General features: G+C 60.5%; 21 protein-coding genes. 15 read left to right on the top strand and 6 right to left on the bottom strand.

Annotation, left to right across the window (positions count from 1 at the left end; genetic code table 11):
• Positions 1-292 precede the first annotated feature (292 nt).
• The 3 genes from J5289_RS01470 (at position 293) to J5289_RS01460 (ending at position 5,362) form a co-directional block, all read left to right on the top strand.
• Positions 293-2,515: a cation:proton antiporter gene (locus tag J5289_RS01470; RefSeq protein ID WP_209185370.1), complete on the top strand. Its 2,223-nt coding sequence runs from the start codon at positions 293-295 to the stop codon at positions 2,513-2,515.
• 82 nt (positions 2,516-2,597) lie between these two features.
• Positions 2,598-3,752, top strand: a complete 1,155-nt coding sequence (locus J5289_RS01465; RefSeq protein WP_247750757.1) for an HlyD family secretion protein — start codon at positions 2,598-2,600, stop codon at positions 3,750-3,752.
• A 2-nt stretch (positions 3,753-3,754) separates the two neighbouring features.
• On the top strand, positions 3,755-5,362 hold the full coding sequence (locus J5289_RS01460; RefSeq protein ID WP_257623384.1) for a DHA2 family efflux MFS transporter permease subunit: 1,608 nt from the start codon (positions 3,755-3,757) through the stop codon (positions 5,360-5,362).
• A 21-nt stretch (positions 5,363-5,383) separates the two neighbouring features.
• On the opposite strand, the gene J5289_RS01455 is transcribed toward J5289_RS01460, so the two are convergent.
• The 4 genes from J5289_RS01455 to J5289_RS01440 form a co-directional block, all read right to left on the bottom strand.
• The gene (locus J5289_RS01455) at positions 5,384-6,346 is read right to left on the bottom strand and encodes a sensor domain-containing diguanylate cyclase (protein WP_247749235.1); all 963 of its coding nucleotides are present in this window, start codon (positions 6,344-6,346) and stop codon (positions 5,384-5,386) included.
• Positions 6,347-6,544: 198 nt separating this feature from the next.
• Positions 6,545-6,763 carry a hypothetical protein gene (locus J5289_RS01450; RefSeq protein WP_142824559.1) on the bottom strand — a complete coding sequence of 73 codons (219 nt, stop codon included), beginning with the start codon at positions 6,761-6,763 and terminating at the stop codon, positions 6,545-6,547.
• Positions 6,764-6,975: 212 nt separating this feature from the next.
• On the bottom strand, positions 6,976-7,581 hold the full coding sequence (leuD, locus tag J5289_RS01445; RefSeq protein ID WP_142824560.1) for a 3-isopropylmalate dehydratase small subunit: 606 nt from the start codon (positions 7,579-7,581) through the stop codon (positions 6,976-6,978).
• A 147-nt stretch (positions 7,582-7,728) separates the two neighbouring features.
• Positions 7,729-7,959, bottom strand: coding sequence for a hypothetical protein (locus J5289_RS01440; RefSeq protein ID WP_142828761.1), 231 nt, complete (start codon positions 7,957-7,959; stop codon positions 7,729-7,731).
• 113 nt (positions 7,960-8,072) lie between these two features.
• Between J5289_RS01440 and J5289_RS01435 the strand changes: the two genes are divergently transcribed.
• Together J5289_RS01435 and J5289_RS01430 are read left to right on the top strand one after the other, a co-directional pair.
• A complete protein-coding gene (locus tag J5289_RS01435; protein WP_209185369.1) occupies positions 8,073-8,981 on the top strand; it encodes a CoA ester lyase in 909 nt (302 codons plus the stop codon).
• Positions 8,978-9,184 carry a DUF1737 domain-containing protein gene (locus tag J5289_RS01430; RefSeq protein WP_209185368.1) on the top strand — a complete coding sequence of 69 codons (207 nt, stop codon included), beginning with the start codon at positions 8,978-8,980 and terminating at the stop codon, positions 9,182-9,184. Before J5289_RS01435 ends, J5289_RS01430 begins: the two co-directional genes overlap by 4 nt.
• 8 nt (positions 9,185-9,192) lie before the next feature.
• Here J5289_RS01430 and J5289_RS01425 read toward each other — a convergent pair whose 3' ends face one another.
• Positions 9,193-9,630, bottom strand: coding sequence for a metallopeptidase family protein (locus tag J5289_RS01425; RefSeq protein ID WP_111222066.1), 438 nt, complete (start codon positions 9,628-9,630; stop codon positions 9,193-9,195).
• A gap of 163 nt (positions 9,631-9,793) precedes the next feature.
• Here J5289_RS01425 and J5289_RS29135 point away from each other — a divergent pair, with 163 nt between their 5' ends.
• From J5289_RS29135 to J5289_RS01385, 9 genes are all read left to right on the top strand, one after another.
• A complete protein-coding gene (locus J5289_RS29135; RefSeq protein WP_247749234.1) occupies positions 9,794-10,738 on the top strand; it encodes an ImuA family protein in 945 nt (314 codons plus the stop codon).
• 40 nt (positions 10,739-10,778) lie between these two features.
• On the top strand, positions 10,779-12,200 hold the full coding sequence (locus tag J5289_RS01420; RefSeq protein ID WP_247749258.1) for a DNA polymerase Y family protein: 1,422 nt from the start codon (positions 10,779-10,781) through the stop codon (positions 12,198-12,200).
• Positions 12,197-15,586, top strand: coding sequence for an error-prone DNA polymerase (locus tag J5289_RS01415; RefSeq protein ID WP_209207496.1), 3,390 nt, complete (start codon positions 12,197-12,199; stop codon positions 15,584-15,586). The genes J5289_RS01420 and J5289_RS01415 overlap by 4 nt, the downstream gene beginning before the upstream one ends.
• A 136-nt stretch (positions 15,587-15,722) precedes the next feature.
• Positions 15,723-16,034 carry a (2Fe-2S)-binding protein gene (locus J5289_RS29700; protein WP_111222063.1) on the top strand — a complete coding sequence of 104 codons (312 nt, stop codon included), beginning with the start codon at positions 15,723-15,725 and terminating at the stop codon, positions 16,032-16,034.
• On the top strand, positions 16,000-16,485 hold the full coding sequence (gene bfr / locus J5289_RS01405; RefSeq protein WP_111222062.1) for a bacterioferritin: 486 nt from the start codon (positions 16,000-16,002) through the stop codon (positions 16,483-16,485). The genes J5289_RS29700 and bfr overlap by 35 nt, the downstream gene beginning before the upstream one ends.
• Before the next feature lie 166 nt (positions 16,486-16,651).
• Positions 16,652-16,888, top strand: coding sequence for a hypothetical protein (locus J5289_RS01400; RefSeq protein ID WP_209185365.1), 237 nt, complete (start codon positions 16,652-16,654; stop codon positions 16,886-16,888).
• A gap of 232 nt (positions 16,889-17,120) precedes the next feature.
• Positions 17,121-17,408 carry a hypothetical protein gene (locus J5289_RS01395; RefSeq protein ID WP_111222061.1) on the top strand — a complete coding sequence of 96 codons (288 nt, stop codon included), beginning with the start codon at positions 17,121-17,123 and terminating at the stop codon, positions 17,406-17,408.
• Between the two features lie 338 nt (positions 17,409-17,746).
• The gene (galE, locus tag J5289_RS01390) at positions 17,747-18,730 is read left to right on the top strand and encodes a UDP-glucose 4-epimerase GalE (RefSeq protein WP_209185364.1); all 984 of its coding nucleotides are present in this window, start codon (positions 17,747-17,749) and stop codon (positions 18,728-18,730) included.
• A complete protein-coding gene (locus J5289_RS01385) occupies positions 18,708-20,258 on the top strand; it encodes an alkaline phosphatase family protein (RefSeq protein ID WP_209185363.1) in 1,551 nt (516 codons plus the stop codon). The genes galE and J5289_RS01385 overlap by 23 nt, the downstream gene beginning before the upstream one ends.
• A gap of 23 nt (positions 20,259-20,281) precedes the next feature.
• Here the strand turns inward: J5289_RS01385 and J5289_RS01380 are convergent, their stop codons facing one another.
• Complete coding sequence (locus tag J5289_RS01380; RefSeq protein WP_111222057.1) at positions 20,282-20,791, bottom strand: DUF1993 family protein; 510 nt, start codon at positions 20,789-20,791, stop codon at positions 20,282-20,284.
• 174 nt (positions 20,792-20,965) lie between these two features.
• Here J5289_RS01380 and J5289_RS01375 point away from each other — a divergent pair, with 174 nt between their 5' ends.
• Positions 20,966-22,027 carry a dipeptidase gene (locus J5289_RS01375; protein ID WP_209185362.1) on the top strand — a complete coding sequence of 354 codons (1,062 nt, stop codon included), beginning with the start codon at positions 20,966-20,968 and terminating at the stop codon, positions 22,025-22,027.
• The last annotated feature ends 30 nt before the right edge of the window (positions 22,028-22,057 follow it).

Genomic DNA, 22,057 nt, shown 5'->3' with positions numbered 1-22,057 from the left:
GCGCCGATTTAGGCTTCGGGCAGCCTCTATGCAAGGGTATCTCTCGCGGCTGCGGCTTTGATGAGCGGTTCCGGTCGGCGGGCCGGGGACGGCAGTCATCTATGCCAGCGGAAGATTATTGGATTGATTTTTCTGGATACGACCCATCTGCAAGGCTAATGCCAGGGAACGCGGCGTCCCATCCGACGTTGCTGGCAGACATAGCGAGGCATTCTTATTGATACGTTTCCCCAGATTATCCGACCTCTCCCGAAATCATATTCTACAGACAGCGGCAGCGGCCTGCTTTTTCATGGCGCCTGCAAATGCATTTGCTGAAGAGGGCGCCAAGGGGGGCGCGTCGGAAAGTCTGTTCCTGATCCAGATCGTCATCCTCGTGGTCGTCGGCCGCCTGCTCGGCGAGGCGATGGTGAGGATCGGCCAGCCATCGATCATGGGGCAGATCATCGGTGGCATCATTCTCGGCCCTTCGATCCTCGGCCAGATATGGCCAGATGCCCAGGCGCATATCTTTCCGACGTCTCCCGAGCAGAAGAGCATGACGGATGCGGTGGCACAGCTCGGGATCCTGTTCCTTCTGCTGCTGGCCGGTATGGAAACCGATCTCGGGCTCGCCAAACGCTTGCGACGGGCAGCCATCGGCGTGTCTCTGACCGGTATTGCCGTGCCGTTTGCAGCCGGTTTTGCGCTGGGGCAGCTTATCCCCGCAGAGTTCCTCCCGGATGCCAGCAAGCGGCTGGTGACGTCGCTGTTTCTCGGTACTGCGCTATCGATCTCGTCGGTAAAGATCGTCGCCTCCGTCGTTCGCGAGATGGACTTCATGCGCCGGAACATCGGTCAACTGATCGTCGCCTCGGCGATCATTGACGATACTGTCGGCTGGGTGATCATTGCCGTGACCTTCAGCCTGGCGGAAAAGGGTGCCGTCGACCTGCCGACGCTCGCCAAGGCGGTCATCGGCACGCTGGCCTTCATGGCCTTCAGCTTTACCATCGGCCGAAAACTGGTGTTCGAGATCATCCGCTTCACCAATGACCGGTTCCGCAGCGACCTGCCTGTGCTGAGTGCGATCATTGCCATCATGGGCGGCATGGCGATCATCACCAATGCTATCGGCGTCCACACGGTACTTGGCGCTTTCGTGGCCGGCATCCTGGTTGGCGAATCGCCGATCCTGACGCGCCAGATCGACGAGCAGTTGCGGGCGCTGACGACGGCGTTGTTCATGCCTGTGTTTTTCGGTCTTACCGGCCTGCATACCGACCTCAGCGTGCTTGGCGATCCCTCGACGCTGATGCTCGCCGTCGGACTGATCGTCATTGCCAGTCTTGGCAAGTTCGGTGGTGCCTTTGCCGGCGCCAAGATCGGCAAGTTTTCGAATGCCGAAGCGCTGGCACTCGGCTGCGGCATGAACGCGCGCGGCTCGACGGAAGTGATCGTCGCCACTATCGGTCTCTCCGTCGGCGTCCTCGACGAGCGGCTGTTCTCGGTCATCGTCGCCATGGCCGTGGTGACGACCATGGCAATGCCGCCGACGCTGCGCTGGGCACTGGCGCGTCTACCGATGCGCGACGAGGAGCGCGAGCGGCTGAAACAGGAGGAATTCGAGGAGCGCAGCTTCTTGCAGAAATTCGAACGGATCCTGCTGGCGATCGACGTTTCCGCGAGCAGCCATCTGGCCGCGCGCATTGCCGGCCATTTCGCTGCGGTGCGCAAGACACCGGTGACGGTGCTCGACATCATCGGCGAGGAGGCTCCGGCGGCAAAGCCGGAAGCTGCCGGCGATAGCGATCCGAAGGCAGCCGTCGCCCGGGCCGAGGAGGGGGCAGAGCGCGTCAAGGCTGCGGCCGATGACGCGGTGGCAACGACCACCGATCCGCACCAGCCGGAAACAACCGACATCCATATCACCACGAAAATCAAGGATGCCAACCTGCGCAAGATCCTCGGCGAGGGTGCGGAGAAGGGCCACGACCTGTTGTTCATCGGAGTCGAGCCGACGGTCGATACTGCCGGTGGCTTCCACGAGCAACTGTCGGTCATGACATCGGCCTTCAGGGGAACGACGGCGATCGTGTCCTCGCGGGGCGAACTGCCGGTCGACAAGAATTTGCGCATCCTGGTGCCGATCAGCGGCACGGAACGTTCGACGCGCGCCGCCGAGCTTGCTTTCGTCATTGCAAAGGCGACGGAGTGCCAGATTTCGGTGCTTTATATCCGCGAACCGCAGCAGATCCGCTCGCTGCCGCGCGTCAGTGACGCCAGCAATGCCCATGTGGCCGCGTTCAAGAAGATCGACGAGATCGCTCTCTACAACGGGGTCAAGGTCCGCAAGATCGTTCAGGAAGGGGCCGCGCCCGAGCTGTCGATCCTTCGCCATGCGCGCAAGGGCGATTACAACCTCATCGTGCTCGGTGTCAGCCGTAGGGCAGGGGAGCGGCTTTCCTACGGCGCAATTGCCGATACCCTCCTGGAAGCTGCGGACCGGTCCTTCGTGTTTTTCGAAACCGAGTAAGGCGGGTCCGCGGATTCGATTGGGAACCTAATGATTTCGTCGACGTTTGAAGCCCATTCTTCACAATCTCAGGAATGTTACGTTGGACAACAACCCGCACGCTCCGACCAGCCGCGCCGCGAGGCCTGAAGACGCAGTCGAGGACGACGCAGACACGAAGGCCGCAGACGACACAGAGCAGGAGGATGAGGAGAAGAAACCCTCTGTCCTCCGCCGCCATCCGTTCATCGTGCTGCTGGTGATCGTCGCCATCATCCTTTTGGCTATCGGCAGCTACGTTTATTGGCTCATCTACGTGCATCCCTACGAGACGACGGACGACGCCTTCGTCGACGCGCGCAGCTTTTCAGTCGCCGCCAAGGTCTCGGGCTATGTCTCCGAAGTGCCGGTCACCGATAACCAGCACGTCAACGCCGGCGATGTCATCCTGAAGATCGACCCGCGAGACTACCAGATTGCTCTCGATCAGGCGAAAAGCCAGATCGACGTGTCGAATGCTGCGATTGCCAGCGCCGATGCGCAGATTGCCGCCAGCGCGGCATCGATCGACCAGCAGAAGGCACAACTGGCGTCGGCAGCGGCAGCACTGCAATTTGCCAGGGACGAGGCCAGCCGGCAGGACCAACTGCTGAAATCAGGCGCCGGCTCGCAGCAGACCCAGCAGCAGGCAACGTCGACCCTGCGCCAGAACGAGGCCAACCTTGCCCAGGCGCAGGCAAGCGTCACCTCTGCGGTCAAGAACAAGGTCGCATCCGGGGCACAGCGCGCCAGCGCCGTCGCCGACCTCCATCAGGCCGAGGCTCAGGTCGAGACAGCCGAGCAAAACCTCAAATATACGACGATCTCGGCTGCCCAGCCCGGCCGCGTCGTCCGTCTCAGCGGCTCAAAAGGCCAATATGTCCAGGCGGCACAGGCCGTCGCCATGTTCGTGCCGGACGAAATCTGGGTCACGGCCAATTTCAAGGAGACGCAGCTTACCGACATGCGTCCGGGCCAGCCGGTGGATGTCACGATCGATGCCTATCCGGATCACGTGCTCAAAGGCAAGGTAGCCTCCGTACAGCCCGGCTCGGGCACAGCCTTCTCGTTGCTGCCGGCTGAAAACGCCACCGGAAACTACGTCAAGATGACGCAGCGCGTACCGGTCAAGATCCTCGTCGACAGCTGGCCTGCCGATGTCTCGATCGGGCCCGGAATGTCGGTCATTCCGGTCGTCACCGTTCGGCCGAGGCACTGACGGTGAGCGCCGCTACTACCGCCGGCGGAGCGGCTGAGAAGTCGTCACCGGTCGTCAATCCGTGGCTGATTGCGATGGTAGTGTCGCTCGCCACCTTCATGGAGGTGCTGGACACGACGATCGCCAACGTAGCGCTGCGCTACATCTCGGGCGGCCTTGCGGTCAGTTCCGATGAGGCATCGTGGGTGGTGACGACCTATCTGGTGTCGAATGCCATTGTGCTGGTGGCCAGCAGCTTTATCGCCAAGCGCTACGGACGCCGGCGTTTCTATCTCGCCTGCCTCGCCGTCTTTACGATCTCCTCCATTCTGTGCGGACTGGCGTGGAATCTCGAATCGCTGCTGCTCTTCCGCATGATCCAGGGTTTTGCAGGAGGCGGCATGGTGCCGATTTCGCAGTCGATCCTGGCCGACTCCTTTCCGCCGGCCAAGCGCGGGCAGGCCTTTGCGCTGTTCGGCGTGGCTGTCGTCGTTGCCCCGGTCGTTGGCCCGACGCTGGGCGGATACCTGTCTGACAATTTTTCCTGGCACTGGTGCTTCCTGATCAACGGTCCCGTCGGCGTGCTGGCTCTCGCCTTGGTCTATATGCTGGTGAAGGAGCCCGAAAAGCTCCGCAAGGAGCGGGCCGAGATGCGAAAGAAGGGTATCCGCTTCGATATTATCGGCTTCCTTCTCGTGGCTACCTTCCTCGGCGCTCTCGAAATGGTGCTCGACCGCGGCCAGACGGAAGACTGGTTCGATTCGAACTTCATCGTCGTCACCACGTCTCTTTGCGCAATCGCGCTTCTGGCGGCCATTCCCTGGCTGCTGACAAAGCGAAATCCGGTGATCGACGTCGGACTGCTGGCCAGCCGGCAATTCGGCTCCTGCTTCATCGTTATGTTGGCGACCGGCGCCATCCTCATTGCCACGACCCAGTTCATTCCGCAGGTGCTGCAGGAGAACTTCGGCTATACCGCCACCTGGGCCGGGCTTGCCCTGTCGCCCGGCGGCGTGGTTACGATGATGATGATGTTCGTCTGCGGCCGTCTGGCGACAAAGGTCCAGCCGCGATACCTGATCGCCATCGGCGGCGGCATCATCGCTTTTGCCATGTGGTACATGACAAGGCTCTACGCCGATCTCAACTTCGGTTTTTTCGTCTGGTCGCGTATGTATCTCGGGCTCGGTTTGCCACTGATCTTCATCCCGATCACATCGGCCTCATACGACGGGTTGCGACCAGACCAGACGGACCAGGCGTCTGCGCTGATCAATGCAGCCCGCAATACCGGTGGTTCCATCGGCGTATCGATCGCCTCCAATGTTCTTGCGCATCGGGAGCAATTCCATCAGAGCCGGCTGATCGAGGGGGTGGTCCCCTCGGATCCCGGCTATACCAGCACGCTGCAGTCGGTCACCCAGTATTTTGTCGACCGGGGCTCCAGCATGGTGGATGCGCAATCGCGGGCGCTGGCCTGGATCAGCACGCAGGTTCAGAACCAGGCGAGTTATCTCGCCTATATCGACGTTTTCCATACGTTGATGGTGATTTCACTCTGTGTCATTCCGCTGGCACTGATCCTGCGCAAGATCGACCTGACCGGCGGGGCGCCTGCCGGCGGCCATTGATTATCGAGGGGTGGGTGCCGCTTATCGCGCGCGCGCGATTGGTGACACCGGCGTCAGGATCTGACCGGAGCAAACGACCGCAACGCGTTGCTCCGTCGTCTTGGCAAGGTACATGAACTCATCTGCCCGCTTGACGAAGGAGGCGGGATCGTCGTCGGCGCCGAGAAATGCGACGCCGACCGCAGCGCCGGTATCGGTGACATGCCCTTCAATGGCGATAGGCTTGAAGACGCGCTCCATGGTTTCGCGGATTGTCTGCGGCAATGTCGATGCGGTGGCCGGATCGGCCTCGATCAGTATTGCGAACTCGTCGCCGCCGATCCTGGCGATAAAGTCGTTGGCGCGTGAGTGCTCTCGCAGACGGGCAGCTATAATTCGCAAGACCTCGTCGCCGGCGCCGTGGCCCAGCCTGTCGTTGACTGCCTTGAAACCGTTCAGATCAATGAAGGCAAGAGCCAGGATATTCCTGGTCGGCCTGTTTTCATTGAGATGGTCGGCGATCACAGCGTCGAAGCTGGCCCTGTTCGGAAGTCCCGAGAGAGCATCCGTCAAGGCCGACGCCTTCAGGGCGTTCTCGATTTCGCGTTGCTGCCGGACGCGCGATGAGACATCGACAATGACCTCGACATCGAAGGAGACGCCGTTGACGACAGTGCGCTGGGCCGAGATCAGCGTCGGTATCGTCGTGCCGTCGACATGAACGATATCGACCTCTTCGAGCACATAGCTGCCTTCTTCCGCCAGCAACCGATGACGACGGTCGCGCGCAGGGCTATCGATTGCCGATCCTTCGGAAATGAGCTTCTTTCCCCGGATCTTGTCCCAGTTGAGACCCGTTAGCCGAAGATAGGCGTCATTGACCTTAGCATAGCTGGAAGTTCGTGTGTCACTGGTGGTAATCGCCATTGCGATGGGAGCCAATTCAAACATCCGCACCAGCATCGAAGCCAGCACGTCTGGTGGAATTATTTCGTCCTTGTCCATGGCCAGCCCCGGGATTTTCGTGGATGCGGCGACCCTATTTTGAAAGCCTTAAGGCATAGCTAAAATACACGTGATGGCTATAGACAGCAATGAGCTTATCTCTATGGGCGGGGTGCTGTGAGAGTGCTTTGCCAGATTATGCGGCGGGATCACCATCCTGGCCGCTTGTTCACTGCCTTTGTTATGGTTTTGGCGTTTTCAGGAATGAAGCCCGCGGTTCGGTTTCTCGTCTTCGCGGCCGAAATTGTGAGCATCGACAAGAGCTTCAATGATCGCCAGGGTCAGTCGGACAACCTTCTGCTCCTTCGTCCACCGAGGGTGGTCGCAGGTCGATTCGATAATATCGAATCCCTGGTCGGCAACGATTGCTTCGGCCCGATCGAGTGCCCAGCCGGTAAAGTTCTTGGAACTATTCATTTTTTATTCCCGATAACACACAGCTATCCGCAGCGGAGCGAGCGGTAAGAGATTCGAGCAAAGAAACCGTTAAGCCGCCAACCGGCTGGTCCGCGCCACTTGTGCCAGAAAGATCCACTCTCGGGTGCCGGTGAAGGGAGCGGGTGGTGCCCGGAAAAGGCACAAAAAAGCCGGGCAACTGGCCCGGCTTGGATATATCTGCTTCTAAACGATCAGGCCCAGGGATGGGCGACGGCGTTGGACTTTTCGAAGCGGTCGATAGCCGCTCCCTTTTCCAGCGTCAGGCCGATGTCGTCGAGGCCGTTCAGCAGGCAATGGCGCTTGAAGGGGTCAAGATCGAAGGTGATCGAGCCGCCGTCAGGACCGGTGATTGCCATGTTTTCGAGATCGACCGTCAGGACAGCATTGGAGCCACGCGAAGCGTCGTCCATCAGCTTTTCCAAGTCTTCCGGCGAAACCGTGATCGGTAGAATGCCGTTCTTGAAACAGTTGTTGTAGAAGATGTCGGCAAAGCTAGTGGAAATGACGCATCGAATACCGAAATCGAGCAGGGCCCAGGGAGCATGCTCGCGCGACGAGCCGCAGCCAAAGTTATCGCCGGCAACCAGGATCTTGGCGTTCTGATAGGCTGGCTTGTTCAGCACGAAATCCGGATTCGGCGTACCGTCATCCCGGTAGCGAGCCTCGGCAAACAGGCCGACGCCGAGGCCGGTGCGTTTGATAGTCTTCAGATAATCCTTCGGGATGATCATGTCGGTATCGACATTTACGACCGGGAGAGGTGCCGCGACACCCGTCAGCTTCACGAACTTGTCCATGGAAATTCCTGCCTACGATTTCGCCGCATCAACGAATTTTCCAGCCAATAGAGCAAATTGGGCAGGAAATGAAGAAAAATATCGTGAAGATTTCGCCACGCTATGACGAGAGGGTGATGGCGAGAGTGGACGAGGGAGCGTCAGCGATCAGAGATCGATAATTGTGCCGCGGCCGTCGTTCCATATACGCATCGGCTTTGCGCCATTTGCGGTGGCGCGAACAGGCACCGGCTTGGCGCGGGTCGATAGCACGCGAACAGCGAGGAAGACGGTCAGAATAGCAGCAAAGACCAGCGTCAGGGAAACTGTGAGTAGGGCCAGGCCTGCAAAGATTGCGACGCCTGTGAGGGCAAGAAACAGCGAACGGATATTCTTCATGGCTTTGGGACCCTTTCTCTGCAGCCAATGTGGCCCCAGACCCGCTGCTATGCAAGAGGAGAGTGGCTTTTTGTTGTCTTGCCTGCTGCGACAAAGATTGGCAGAAGTCGTCTATGAGCCGTTCTCCGCACACCCGTTCCGCGCGCCTTCGCCGTTCCGTCCTCAGCGTGCCGGCGATCAACCGCCGGGCGCTCGAGAAAATCCACGATCTCGATTGCGATGCGGTGATCTTCGATCTGGAAGATTCCGTTGCCCCGGAGCGTAAAGCAGAAGCGCGGGACAATCTGCGTGCCTTCTTCGCCGGGCCTAAACCTCCCGGCAAGGAACTGATCATCCGGATCAACGGGCTCGATTCCGTGTTCGGCAAGGCCGACCTGGACCTCGTACTGGCGCTACAGCCCGATGCGGTGTTGCTGCCCAAGGTCGACGAACCGCAGGACATCATGGCGGTCGGCGACCGGCTGGCCGATGCCGACGCGCCGGAGGAGCTGCGCATCTGGGCAATGATCGAGACGCCAAGGGGCATTCTCAATGTTGCCGCCCTTGCCGAATTCGGCCGGACAGGCGGTTCCAGGCTCGATTGCTTCGTCGTCGGACTGAACGATCTGCGCAAGGAAACCGGCGTTCCGGCACTGCCAGGACGGACTTACCTGGTGCCTTGGCTGATGCAGGTGGTGCTGGCCGTGCGCGCCTACGGGCTCGACGCGATCGATAGCGTTTTCAACGATTTCAAGAATTTGTCCGCATTCGCCGATGAATGCGCCCAAGGTCGGGCCATGGGGTTTGGCGGCAAGATGCTGATCCACCCGGCCCAGATCGATGGCGCCAACCGTCACTTCGGCCCCAACGAGGCCGCTGTCGCGCAGGCGCGGAAAATCATTGCTGCCTTCGCCGAGCCGGCCGCCGCCGGGCTCAACGTCATCGATCTCGAGGGGCAGATGGTCGAGCGGCTGCATCTTGTCGAGGCGGAGGGACTGGTCCATAAAGCCGATCTCATTGCAGACCGAAAGACGTCGTCATGAAACTCTATCGCTTTCTCACCGGCCCGGACGATTCCGCCTTCTGTCACAAGGTATCGGCGGCCCTTTCCAAGGGCTGGGTGCTGTTGGGTTCGCCGACCTATGCCTTCAATGCCGCAACCGGCGTCATGCAGTGCGGCCAGGCCGTCGTAAAGGACGTTCCGGGCAAGGATTACGATCCAGAGATGAAGCTCTCGGAGCAGTAGAGCGGGCGTCAGCGATCCGTGGCTTCTTCGGCGCTGGCCTCGATGCGTTCCATATCGTCATCGCTGAGGCCGAAATGGTGGCCGATTTCGTGGATCAGGACGTGGGTAATGATATCGCCCAGCGTCTCGTCGTTCTCGGCCCAGTAATCGATGATAGGCCTGCGATAGAGGCGGATGCGATTGGGCATCTCGCCGGTCTCGACCGTAAAGCGCTCGGAAATGCCGCGGCCTTCGAACAGGCCGAGCAGGTCGAAGGGCGTTTCCAGGGCCATGTCATCGAAGATCTCGTCATCCGGGAAATCCTCGACCTCGATCGACAGGTTGCCGGTTAGAGCACGGAATTCCTCCGGCAGATGGCCGTAGGCTTCGGCAGCGAGCGACTCGAATGCGCTGATTGTCGGCGCGTGGCGGTCACGCCAATCGTCGCTCTGGTCAATGCGGGCCATGATCTCATTCCCTTCTTTCGGCCCATATAGAGGCTTTGGGGAAATTTTTCGAGAGCCAATTCAAGGCAGGAATAAATTCACAGAGAATCCCTGTTGACTCTTCTTTAGCGCTCTGGAATCTATAAGAACATAACAGGAACAATACACTCAGGAGCTAACGTCCATGGCTAGCAATGCCGTGGCGCGGGAGACGCTTTTTGCCCTGCGCGAAACCATCGCCCGTCTGGAAGGCAAGCCCGTGCCAGCCCTTTCGGCGGCCGAGCACGATCGCCTGGGCAACGAAAGTGCTGTCTCGGGCAGGGTCCCTTCCGGGGGGAAGACGCTGCTCTCGAGCGGTGTTGCGGATCTCGATGCGGCGCTCAAGGGGGGCTTTCCCCTCAATGCGTTGACCGAAATACGCTCTTCCAGCCTTCGCGATGCAGGGGCTGCGACCGGCTTCGTGCTGGCTTTAGCCGCAAGGCTCAGGGCGCGCGACAACCATGCCGGTGTCTCGCCGGTCCTCTGGATCGGCGAGACGATGGTAATGCTGGAAGCAGGCCTGCCCTATGCCCTGGGCCTTCAGGATTTCGGCGTCATGCCACGCGGCTTCCTGCACGCGGCGCCGCGAAAACTCGAAGAGGCGCTGTGGCTGGCGGAGGAGGCGCTTGCCAGTGCCGTCTTTACCCTCGTCGTGCTCGAGGTGCGCGGCAATCCCGCCCATTTCGGCCTGACGGAAAGTCGCCGGCTGAGCCTGCGGGCCAAGGCTGCCGGGCGACCGTTGTTTGTCCTCAGGCAAGCCGGGCTGGAAGAGGCCAGCAGCGCCCTTCTGCGCCTTCATATCGAACCCGCGCCGGCGTCGGCGCGGCCTTTGCCGGACGGATCGATGCTGGGCGGCAGCATCGGAAACCCGTCCTTCCGTCTCACCCTGGAAAAGAGCCGCAACCCGGCTCCCCTGTCATTTGTCCTCGAATGGAATGCCCATGACCGCCAATTTTTCCCTGTCAACCGGCAGCCTACCGCTGTCGAACGGCCAGCAGCGCATTCTGGCCCTCACGTTTCCCCGGCTGTCGACAGATCGGATCGCCCGCAAGCGCTGGGGTCTGTCGTGGCGTACCACCGGGCGTCCTGAGACGCCGCCGCTGGTTTGCGCCGGACGGGTGAAAAATGCCATGCGGCTGACAGCCCTGGAAGCAGCGGCCGAGGGCATCGGTCTGAAGGCTGGCCAGGGCGTCGCCGAAGCACGGGCAATCTGTCCCGACCTCGATGTGGTCGAGGACGATGATGCGGCCGACCGGCGACTGCTGGAGGCGATGGCAGACTGGTGCGACCGCTATACACCGCTGGTCTCGCTGGATGGTCGTGACGGCCTGTTCCTCGATATTACCGGCTGCGCCCATCTTTTCGGGGGTGAGCGGGCACTGCTGAAGGATGTGCTGCACCGGCTGTTTCATCTCGGTCTGGAGGTGCGGGGCGCCATTTCATCTTCCCCGGGCCTCTCCTGGGCCGTCGCACGCTTTGGCCGCAGCGGCATTGTCGAAGCGGATGAGATGGAGACTGTGCTCGCGCCATTGCCCGTGGCGTCGCTCAGGCTCGACGGACCGACCGTCGCCGCCCTGCAGAAGCTCGGCCTGAAGCAGGTCGGCGATATCATCGCTGCCGCCCGGGCGCCACTGGCACGACGGTTCGGTGCGCATCTGCTTTTGCGCCTTGATCAGGCGCTGGGCCTTGACGAGGAGCCGATTTCGCCGCGACGTCCGGTGGCCAGCCTTTCTGCCGAACGGCGCCTCATCGAGCCGGTTCAGGCCGAGGAAGATATCCTGCTGCTGGCAGGCCAGCTTGGGGCTGCCCTGAAGCCGGGGTTGGAAGCCCGTGGTATCGGCGGTCGGCTGTTCGAACTGCTGCTGTTCAGGGTCGACGGTGCCGTGTTTCGGATTTCGGCCGGTGCGTCGAAGCCGCTGCGCGAGCCGAAACGCATTGCCGCGCTGTTTTCAGAGCGTATCAAGGCCGTGCATGACGATCTCGATGCCGGCTTCGGTTACGAGATTGTCCGGCTGAACGTGCTGCAGCACGAAGTTTTCGATGCGCTTCAGGCGGATTTTACTGTCGATGGACCATCGGAGCAGTCGCTTTCCGCCTTTGTCGATCAGGTCGCAGCCCGGCTCGGGCGGGCCTGTCTGCAGGCACTGGAACTGGCGGAAAGTCATGTGCCGGAGCGGGCGGCCCTGTTCGTGCCCGCATCGGACGTGCTGTCCGACCAGCCTCGGCAGACGACTGGCCCGACGGTTGGGGCCGGCCGGTCCGAGCGACCGCTGCGGCTGTTCCGGACGCCGGAGCCGGTCGAGACGTTCATGGCCGAGGTGCCGGAAGGGCCGCCACAGAGATTTCGCTGGCGGCGAACGATGCACGAGGTGTTGCGCGCCGAGGGGCCGGAGAGGCTGGCACGCGAATGGTGGCTCGATGGCGAGGCGGCCCCGCCCCGCGACTATTTCAGGCTGGAAGTACAAAGCGGACACCGCTTCTGGATGTTTCGCGAGGGGCTCTATGGGCAAGGCGCCCCGCCGCGCTGGCTGATGCACGGGGTTTTCGCATGAGCCAGCGCCCGGCGCCTATGTTCTTCGAGATCGGGGCGAGAACGAATTTCTCGTTTCTCGAAGGCGCCTCAAGTCCGGAGGAAATGGTCGTGGCGGCCGAATCCTGCGGCCTGACCGGCCTTGGCATTGCCGATCGCAACAGCGTTTCGGGGGTGGTGCGCGCCCATGCGATCGCCCGGCAGAACGGCTATCGATTCCAGCCCGGTGCGCGGCTGGTGTTTGCCGACGGAACGCCGGATGTTCTGGCGTACCCGGAGAACAGGGCCGGATGGGGCCATCTTTGCCGGCTGCTCAGTGCGGGTAACCTCAGAACGGAAAAGGGCGGCTGTATCCTGCATGAAGAGGATCTGTGTGCCTGGGGGGACGCCATGATGCTGGCCGTTGTCCCCGACCCTGCCCTCGTTTCCGATGCTTCTGGCTGGGAAGCGCTGACGACCTGTCTCGATCGGTTGCGCGGTCGCTTTCCCCGGCAGCTGCATCTGGCCCTTTCGCCATCCTATGACGGCCGAGACCGCTTCGTCTTCGAAGCCTTTGCAATGCTGGCTGCAAAGACGCGGTTGCCGTTGATTGCCACCAACCAGCCTCTCTATCATGGCGCTCAGAGGCGCCCGCTTGCTGATATCGTCACGGCAATCCGCGAGCATGTGACGATCGCCGATGCCGGATTTCTTTTGGCGCCTAACGCAGAGCGCCATCTCAAGCCGCCGCGTGAAATGGCACGGCTTTTCGAGGCCTATCCCAAGGCGGTCGAGAATACGCAGGCCTTTTTTGCCCGCCTGCAGTTTTCGCTGGACGAACTGAAGCATAATTATCCGGATGAAAGTGCACCGGGCGAAACGCCGGCGCAAACCCTGGAACGTCTGACATGGCTTGGCGCATCGCGCCGTTATCCCGGAGGCGTACCGGAGAAAATCTCCACGCAGATCGCCTATGAACTCGATCTCATCCGGCAGAAGGCCTACGAATCCTATTTTCTCACAGTCCACAAAATCATCCAGCACGCCCGTTACGAACTGAATATCCTTTGCCAAGGGCGGGGCTCGGCGGCGAATTCGACGCTCTGCTATTGCCTCGAGATTACGGAGGTCAATCCGGAGAGGAGCACGCTGCTGTTCGAGCGCTTCATCTCCATGGACCGTGACGAACCGCCTGATATCGATGTCGACTTCGAGCATGCCCGCCGCGAGGAAGTCATCCAGTACATCTACAGGACCTACGGCATTGCCCATGCCGGCCTGACGGCGGCGGTGACCAGTTATCGCGCTCGATCCGCCGGCCGTGAGGTGGCCAAGGCATTCGGGCTTTCCGAGGACGTACAGTCGGCACTTGCAAGCACCGTCTGGGGATGGTCGTCCGACGATCTGTCGGAGCGCGAGGCGCGGGCCGCAGGGCTCGATCTTTCGGATCGAACGACGCAGCGTGTGCTCTCCTATGCCTCCGAACTGATGGGATTTCCCCGCCATCTCACGCAGCATGTCGGCGGCTTCGTCATCACCCGCGACCGGCTCGACGAGATCGTGCCGATCATGAACACCGCCATGCCCGATCGCTACATGATCGAGTGGGACAAGACCGATCTCGATGTCCTCGACATCCTGAAGGTCGATATCCTGGCGCTTGGCATGCTGACCTGCCTTGCCAAGGCCTTCGACATGCTGGCGCTGCACTACGAGGTGAAGAAGACGCTCGCCGATCTCGGTAACGACGATCACCAGGACGGCGAGCCCGTCTACGACATGATCTGCCGGGCGGATACGATCGGCGTCTTCCAGATCGAAAGCCGGGCGCAGATGAGCATGCTGCCGCGCCTAAGGCCACGGGAGTTCTACGATCTGGTGATCGAGGTGGCGATCGTCCGGCCAGGGCCGATCCAGGGCGACATGGTGCACCCCTACCTGAAGCGCAGGGAAGACAAGCGCTGCGGCCGGGAGATCGAGTATCCGAGCCCGGCGCTGGAGGCGGTGCTGAAGCGCACCCTCGGCGTGCCGTTGTTCCAGGAGCAGGCGATGCAGATCGCCATCACGGCTGCGGGCTTCCCTCCCGCCAAGGCCGATCGGCTGCGACGCTCGATGGCCACATTCAAGCGATCCGGAAAGGTCAATGAATTCAGAGACGACATGATCGCGGGCATGCTGGCCAACAACTATTCGCAGGAGTTTGCCGAGCGCTGCTTCAGCCAGATCGAAGGCTTTGCCGAATACGGGTTTCCGGAAAGCCATGCGGCCTCCTTCGCCTTGCTGGTCTATGCATCCTGCTGGTTCAAGACCTATTATCCGGACGTCTTCTGTGCGGCGCTGCTGAATTCGCAACCGATGGGTTTTTACGCGCCAGCGCAGCTGGTTCGCGATGCGCGCGAGCACGGCGTCGACATTCGCCCGGTCGATATCAATCTGTCGGAATGGGATTCGATCCTGGAAAATGCACCTTCTCCGATCGCTATCGACCCCCGGCATGCATCGATGCAGGGGGTGATCCGGACCAGGAAGGCTGTCCGGCTGGGCTTTCGCCAGGTGCGTGGAGTGTCGGAGGGGGACATGCGGGACCTCCTCGTGGCCCGGCGCGGCGCCGGCTATGTTTCCGTGCGCGATTTCTGGCTGCGCTCCGGGCTGGCGAGAATCGACATCGAGAAGCTGGCCGATGCCGATTGCTTCCGGTCCATCGGTCTCAACAGGCGGGAGGCTCTCTGGGCGGTGCGGGCGCTGGATGCGAAAAATGCGGCGGAGAACCTGCCGCTATTCGATCTTGCCGACAGGGCCGATCTGCAGGTCGAGCCGGAGGTTACCCTCCCGGCCATGCTGCCGGGCGAAGAGGTGATCGAGGATTATCGTGCCCTGTCGCTATCGCTGAAGGCGCATCCGGTAGAATTCCTGCGGACCGAGTTCACCGCGATGGGCATTGTTCGCAACGTCGATCTGCTTACCGTTCCATCCGGCCGCAAGCTGATCATTGCCGGGCTGGTGCTGGTGCGCCAGAGGCCGGGGTCTGCAAAGGGGGTCGTTTTCATGACGCTCGAGGACGAGACAGGTGTCTCAAACGCTATTGTCTGGCCGAAAATCTTTGAAAAATACCGATCGATTGCGATGGGCGCGAGGCTGGTCAAGATCCATGGACGATTGCAGAGTGCCAATGGCGTCATTCACGTGGTTGCCGATCACCTCGAGGACCTGACCCCGGCACTCGGTATCCTGCAGCGTGAAGCACGGCGTTTCGGCGCGAGCGAGAGAGCTGACGAGGCGCTGCGTCCGACAGCCGACCATCGGCAGAAGAAACTGGCCCTGCAACTCGAGCGCCTAGCGCGGGAAAAGGCGGTGAAAAGGGATGTCCCAGATCTTGCCGATGTCTCCGGGACTGCCAGTGTCATGCCCAGGGGTCGGAACTTCCATTGAAAACACTCGCCATTCACGGCGATGTGACACATTCACGACATCCTGTGGAAGCCAGCATCAGAATCTTTCTTGACATCCAGTCTCTTCTTTATCAAAAACAGGATAGCAAGTGTCATGTTTGACGGACTGAAGAACCATGCTGGTCTGCAGCTGTAATTACATAACCGATCACGATATCCGGGCAGTCATCAACGAGCTGCTCGACGAAGACTGTTGGCAGCTGATCGTGCCGTCGAAGGTCTATCATGCGATGTCGAAGCGCGGACGCTGCTGCGGCTGTTTTCCCGGCGTGGTCGACCTGATCATACAGACAACCGAAGACTATCACGCCCGTCGCCACTCGACGGATGTCGAAATAGTTGATTTCATGTCCCGTCTCAAAAAGTTCCACGAAGACCAAAGGAGAGCGGACATTGAAAGGCGACATAAGAGTCATCGAGCGGCTTAACGAGGCATTGTTCCTCGAGCTCGGTGCCGTAAACCAGTACTGGGTGCATTATCGGCTGCTCGAAGACTGGGGCTACACCAAGCTTGCCAAGAAAGAGCGCGCCGAATCGATCGAAGAGATGCAGCATGCCGACAAGCTCGTCGCCCGCATCATTTTCCTCGAAGGCCATCCCAACCTGCAGACGCTCGCACCCTTGCGTATTGGCCAGACCGTCAAGGAAGTGCTGGAGGCAGATCTCGCTGGCGAATACGACGCGCGTGCCGCCTACAAGATTTCGCGCGATATCTGTCATGATGCCGGCGACTATGTTTCGATGAAGCTTTTCGAAACGCTGCTTGCCGATGAGGAGGGGCATATCGACTTCCTCGAAACCCAACTCGAACTTTTCGCCAAGATCGGCGCCGAGAAATACGGGCAGCTCAATGCCGATTCGGCCGACGCAGCCGAGTAGTGTCATAGACGCGGCAGCCTTCAAAGGTTGCCGCGTTTCTATGCCTGTCCTGCCAATTTCGCTTGGCGCACTGCAGGAATCCAATCGAAAAGTCTGTGCTATTGGACGGTCTGCCTTCAGGCAGCCGTAAGTATTGCCTGCTATCCGACTTTTTTAAAGTTAGAGCATGGCGATGATACACTGGGCTTTTGAGCTGCCGAACGGACAAACGGAAACTGCCTGCGGGAGCAAACAGCAATTCAGTTCCTGGTTAAAACAGAAGGCGCTTTGTCGCCGCTCACCGACGGAATGGATCGTCGATGTGATTGGCACTGATGTGACCGAGCGCTTTACCTATACGCATATGCCGGCCGGCGAGCCATTGTGGACTTTGACATGGGGTGAACCCTTGCCGGTGGTATAGCCAGGTATTGGTTCCTCCCAAGAACACGCGCAACAAGCGTCACAGTTACGTCAGTGCCCGCATTTTGTGGGGTTGCGTTAGCCTTGATCGCGCTGAAACGCTATCGGCGTGCACAGATCCTTATCTTTTTGCCGATTGATCTGCTAGGGAGAGCTTCAAGAGAAAAACAAGAGGGTCGATCAAGCCCTCTTTTTGGCCGTCAGGCACAACTTTTAGCATCCAAGGACACACGATGATTACGCTCACACCGACTCAGATCAGAGGGTTGAAGCTTGCCAAGGACGGGAAGCTTTTTCCGCTGCCACCGAAGAAGTGGACTCACCTGAACGCCGTGGTGACCTATGCCAAGACCGACCGCTTCAAGGAGCGGCCGCAGAAGGTTAAATTCCTCACCAATACCACCCTGGAAGAACTGCGCGAAATGGGCCTCATCGAGCGCTGCAACCAGGAAGAATCGCCCGAACTGGACTGCCATGAAATCACCATGGCTGGTAAGATCTGGCTGATGCGCAACAAGTAGGCATCCCGCCGGGCCTAAAAGCCTCGCCTTGTCAGCACGCGGTATTTTCAAATCGAGAGAGGTCATGTCGCCGGCATGGGCAGCTTTGCTGTGTCCGGCTGGAATGGCCGGTCTATCGCTTCTGCATGCAATCGGCTCGGATAGCGCTCCTCGGAAAGAGCGTCGAGCCGCTTTCGCTCATATCGCAGCGGGATGGGCACAAGTAAGATCGGTTTTCCGCCCATATCCGTCACGCAGCGATGCGCGACGGTCAGACTTTGATTTTCGACCGCCGATGCCTTTTTCTTGTCTCCCAACTCGTCTAAGTCTTTCGCAGCTTAGATAGAGGAGAGCGTTGCATGGCCGGGGAAACAATTCTCGTTGTGGGGGGTGCCGGCTATATCGGCTCGCACACTTGCCTCGATCTCGCAAACAAGGGTTTCGTGCCCGTCGTCTACGATAATTTCTCGAATGGTCATCGCGAGTTCGTCAGATGGGGGCCGGTCGAGGAAGGCGATATTCGTGACCGCGCCCGCCTCGACGAGGTGATCGCCCGGCACAAGCCGGCAGCCATCCTGCATTTTGCAGCGCTGATCGAAGTGGGCGAATCCGTGAAGGATCCTGTCGCGTTTTATGAAAACAACGTGGTGGGCACTCTCACTCTTCTCTCTGCGGCGCAAGCGGCAGGCATAAAAGCTTTCGTTTTCTCTTCAACCTGCGCCACCTACGGCCTGCCGCAGAGCGTGCCGCTCGACGAGACCCATCGGCAGGTGCCGATCAATCCCTACGGCCAGACCAAATACATCGTCGAACAGGCGCTCGCCGACTATGACCGCTATACCGGCTTCCGCTCGGTGATCCTGCGCTATTTCAATGCCGCCGGTGCCGATTTCGAGGGCCGCGTCGGCGAATGGCACAAACCGGAAACTCACGCAATTCCGCTGGCAATCGATGCGGCGCTCGGTCGCCGGGCCGGCTTCAAGGTGTTCGGCAGCGATTACGAGACGCGCGACGGCACCTGCGTGCGCGACTATATCCATGTGCTCGATCTCGCCGATGCCCATGTGCGAGCGGTCCAGTACCTGCTCGATGGCGGTGATTCCGTGGCGCTCAACCTTGGTACGGGAACGGGAACGACGGTCAAGGAACTGCTGTCGGCCATCGAGGACGTCACCGGCAAGCCGTTTCCGGTAGAGTATGCAGGCCGCCGCGAGGGTGATTCCACGACGCTCGTCGCCAACAACGATCATGCCAAAGCCGTTCTCGGCTGGGTACCGCAATACGACCTGTCGCAGATCATTCAATCGGCTTGGAACTGGCATGCAAAATCCAATCATCACTGACATGGACATCTCGGAACGGCCAAATGTGCTGCTGATCACCGCCGATCAATGGCGCGGCGATTGTCTTTCGGCTGTCGGCCATCCCGCCGTGCGGACGCCGAATATCGATGCGCTTGCGGCGGAAGGCGTTCTGTTCAAACGCCATTTTGCAGGCACCGCACCCTGTTCGCCGGCGAGGGCGACGCTCTACACCGGTCTCTACCAGATGAACACCCGTGTCTGCCGCAATGGGTCGCCATTGGATGCACGCTTCGACAACCTGGCGCTGGCCGCCCGGCGCGGCGGCTACGAGCCGACCCTTTTCGGCTATACCGATACGGCGCCCGACCCGCGCAGCCTCCAAGGTGCCGATCCGCATATGACGACCTATGAAGGCGTCCTGCCAGGCTTTACTGCCCGCCAACTGCTGCCGGAGCACGAAAAGCAGTGGCTGTCCTGGCTGAGGGCGCGCGGCCATGAGGAGGCGACCAGTCGCCACATCCACATTCCGGTCGGCGCCAACCCCGGCGAAATCACGAACGGTGCGCCGTCCTATTCCAAGGACGAGACCCAGACGGCCTTTCTGATCGGCGAGTTCGAGCGCTGGCTGGGCGAACAGGACGCACCTTGGTTTGCGCATGTGTCGCTGCTGCGGCCACATCCGCCGTTTTCCGTGCCTGCGCCCTACAACACGATGTTTGCGCCCGAGGACGGCCCCGAGTTTGCGCGTGCCGAGACGGTTGCAGCCGAGCATGCTCTGCATCCCTATCTCGCCTATGCGATGCCGCAAAACAACCAGGGCTACTATATCCATGGTGGCGACGGTCCGCTCAGCGATTGGTCGTCAGAGGATTTTCGCGCCATCCGGGCCATCTATTACGGCATGATTGCCGAGGTTGACGCGCAGATCGGACGGGCTTGTCAGGCACTGAAGGATGCCGGCGTCTGGGACAAGACCGTCATCATTTTCACCTCCGACCATGCGGAAATGGCCGGAGACCACTGGACGCTGGGCAAGGGTGGCTTCTTCGACGGCAGCTATCATATCCCGCTGGTGGTCCGCGATCCCAAGGCCACCGGCAACGGCACCGTCATCGAGCAGTTCACCAGCTCGGTGGATATCTTTCCGACGCTCTGCGACAGGCTGGGCCTCGATGCGGACAATCACCTCGATGGCGAGACGCTGGTGCCTTTCCTGAACGGCGCGGCACCCGCCGGCTGGAGGGATGCGGCATTCTGGGAGTTTGATTTCCGCGATATCCGCCACTCTCTGCCGGAACAGCATTTCGGTCTGCGGCCCAACGAATGCAATCTGTCGGTCATCCGCGATGCGGCCTTCAAATATGTCCATTTCGCCGGCCTACCGCCGCTGCTGTTCGACCTGCAGGCCGATCCGGGTGAGCTTCGCAATCTGGCGGAAGAGCCAGCCTACCTTGCCACCCGGCTGCGCTATGCCGAGCGGCTGCTGTCCGTCCGGGCCCGGCATCTCGACCAGACGCTGGCCTATACGGAGCTGACCGAGGACGGGCCGGTGACATACCGGCCCTGATCAGCAATTGGCGAATCGGGACGTCAGCCTTGCGGGCCGAGATAGTCCCTCTTGCCGATGGTGAGGCCCTGGTTTCGCAGGATGGCGTGGGCCATGGCGACGTGGAAATAGAAATTTGGCAATGCGAAGCTTGCGAGATAGTCGTCGCCCCGGAACGTCGTAGCGACACCACCAGGCGATATCGTCACCTCGCGGGTCTCGCTGCCTTCGAGCGCGTCGGCAGCAACCGAGGACAGGAATGCTGTCGTCTTTTCCACACGGGCGCGCAGTTCGGCGATGGTCGTTTCGGTGTCTTCGAAGCGTGGCGCCTCGATGCCGGAGAGGCGCGACACGGTCAGCTTGGCCGTGTCGGAAGCGCGTTGGATCTGGCCTGACAGCGTCAGCATGTCGGGTGCCAGGCGGGCCTCGACCAATGTCGCGGGATCCTTGCCTGTTTCCGTCGCGTAGGAATCTGCTTTGTCGAGATAGGTCGTGAGTGTGGCCAAGCCACGCTGAAACACCGGAATGCTCATGCGGTACATCGAAAGCGCCATGGAAATCTCCCTTATAATGCAGCGGGCGATGGGTCGCCGTCGTTGCCGCCCTTAGGTGGTGCGTTCGACGCAGGATGCCACCGCTATTTTTATTTTCTCCGGGGGATGGCGAATCCTGTCAGCCTTTTTATGCTGGCCACTTCCGATGGATCGGCAGCCTGCCCAGGATAGCATATGCAACTCGTGTTCGACGGCCATAATGATGTTCTCCTGCGACTATGGTCGCACCAGAAAAAGGGGAGCGATCCGGTCGCCGAATTCCGGGACGGAACGACGAGCGGCCATATCGATGCAGCTCGTGCAAAAGCTGGTGGCCTCGCCGGTGGACTTTGCGCCATCTACATTCCCTCCGGCGATCTCGTCTTCGCCGAACCCGACCGCAACGGTCATTACGTGACGCCGATGGCAGCTCCGCTCGAGCGCTCTCCGTCGCTGGACATCGCCCATGAGATGGCTGCGATCGCGCTGCGCCTAGATCGTGATGGCGCGTGGAAGCTTTGCAGGTCGATCGGCGATATCCGCGAGTGCATGGCGAAAGGCATCTTTGCCGCGGTGCTTCACATGGAGGGCTGCGAGGCGATCGATGCGGATCTGGTCGCGCTGGAAACATTCCATGCCGCCGGCCTGCGCTCTCTCGGTCCGGTCTGGAGCCGCAACAATGTCTTTGCCCACGGCGTTCCTTTCGCCTTCCCCATGTCGCCGGATAGCGGGCCCGGCCTGACGCAGGCAGGTTTCGCTCTGGTCCGGCGCTGCAACGAGCTCGGAATTTTGATCGATCTCGCGCACATAACCGAAAAGGGTTTCTGGGATGTGGCAAAGACCACCGACCAGCCGCTGGTCGCCAGCCATTCCAATTCACACGCACTGACGCCGGTAGCGCGCAACCTAACCGACCGTCAACTCGACGCCATCAAGGAAAGCCGCGGCATCGTCGGATTGAACTACGCAACTGCCATGCTGCGCGCCGACGGACGCTCCGAGGCGGATACGCCGCTCGAGGATATGGTGCGCCATATCGATCATCTCGTGCAGCGCATGGGGATCGACTGTGTTGGCCTCGGCTCGGACTTCGATGGGGCAACCATTCCCGACGAGATAGGCGATGCTGCCGGCAACCAGAAGCTGATTGCTGCGCTCCGGAACGTTGGTTATGGTGAGGACGATCTGGTGAAATTATGCCGGGAAAACTGGCTTCGGGTCCTGGCGTCCGCCTGGGGGGAGACGAGCGGTCACTGAGGTTTCGCAGAAATAAGACTTTAAAAAACA

The organism is Rhizobium sp. B230/85 (genome assembly GCF_019355735.1).
Taxonomy (GTDB): domain Bacteria; phylum Pseudomonadota; class Alphaproteobacteria; order Rhizobiales; family Rhizobiaceae; genus Rhizobium; species Rhizobium rhododendri.
This window is presented reverse-complemented; position numbering and strand designations above follow the sequence as displayed.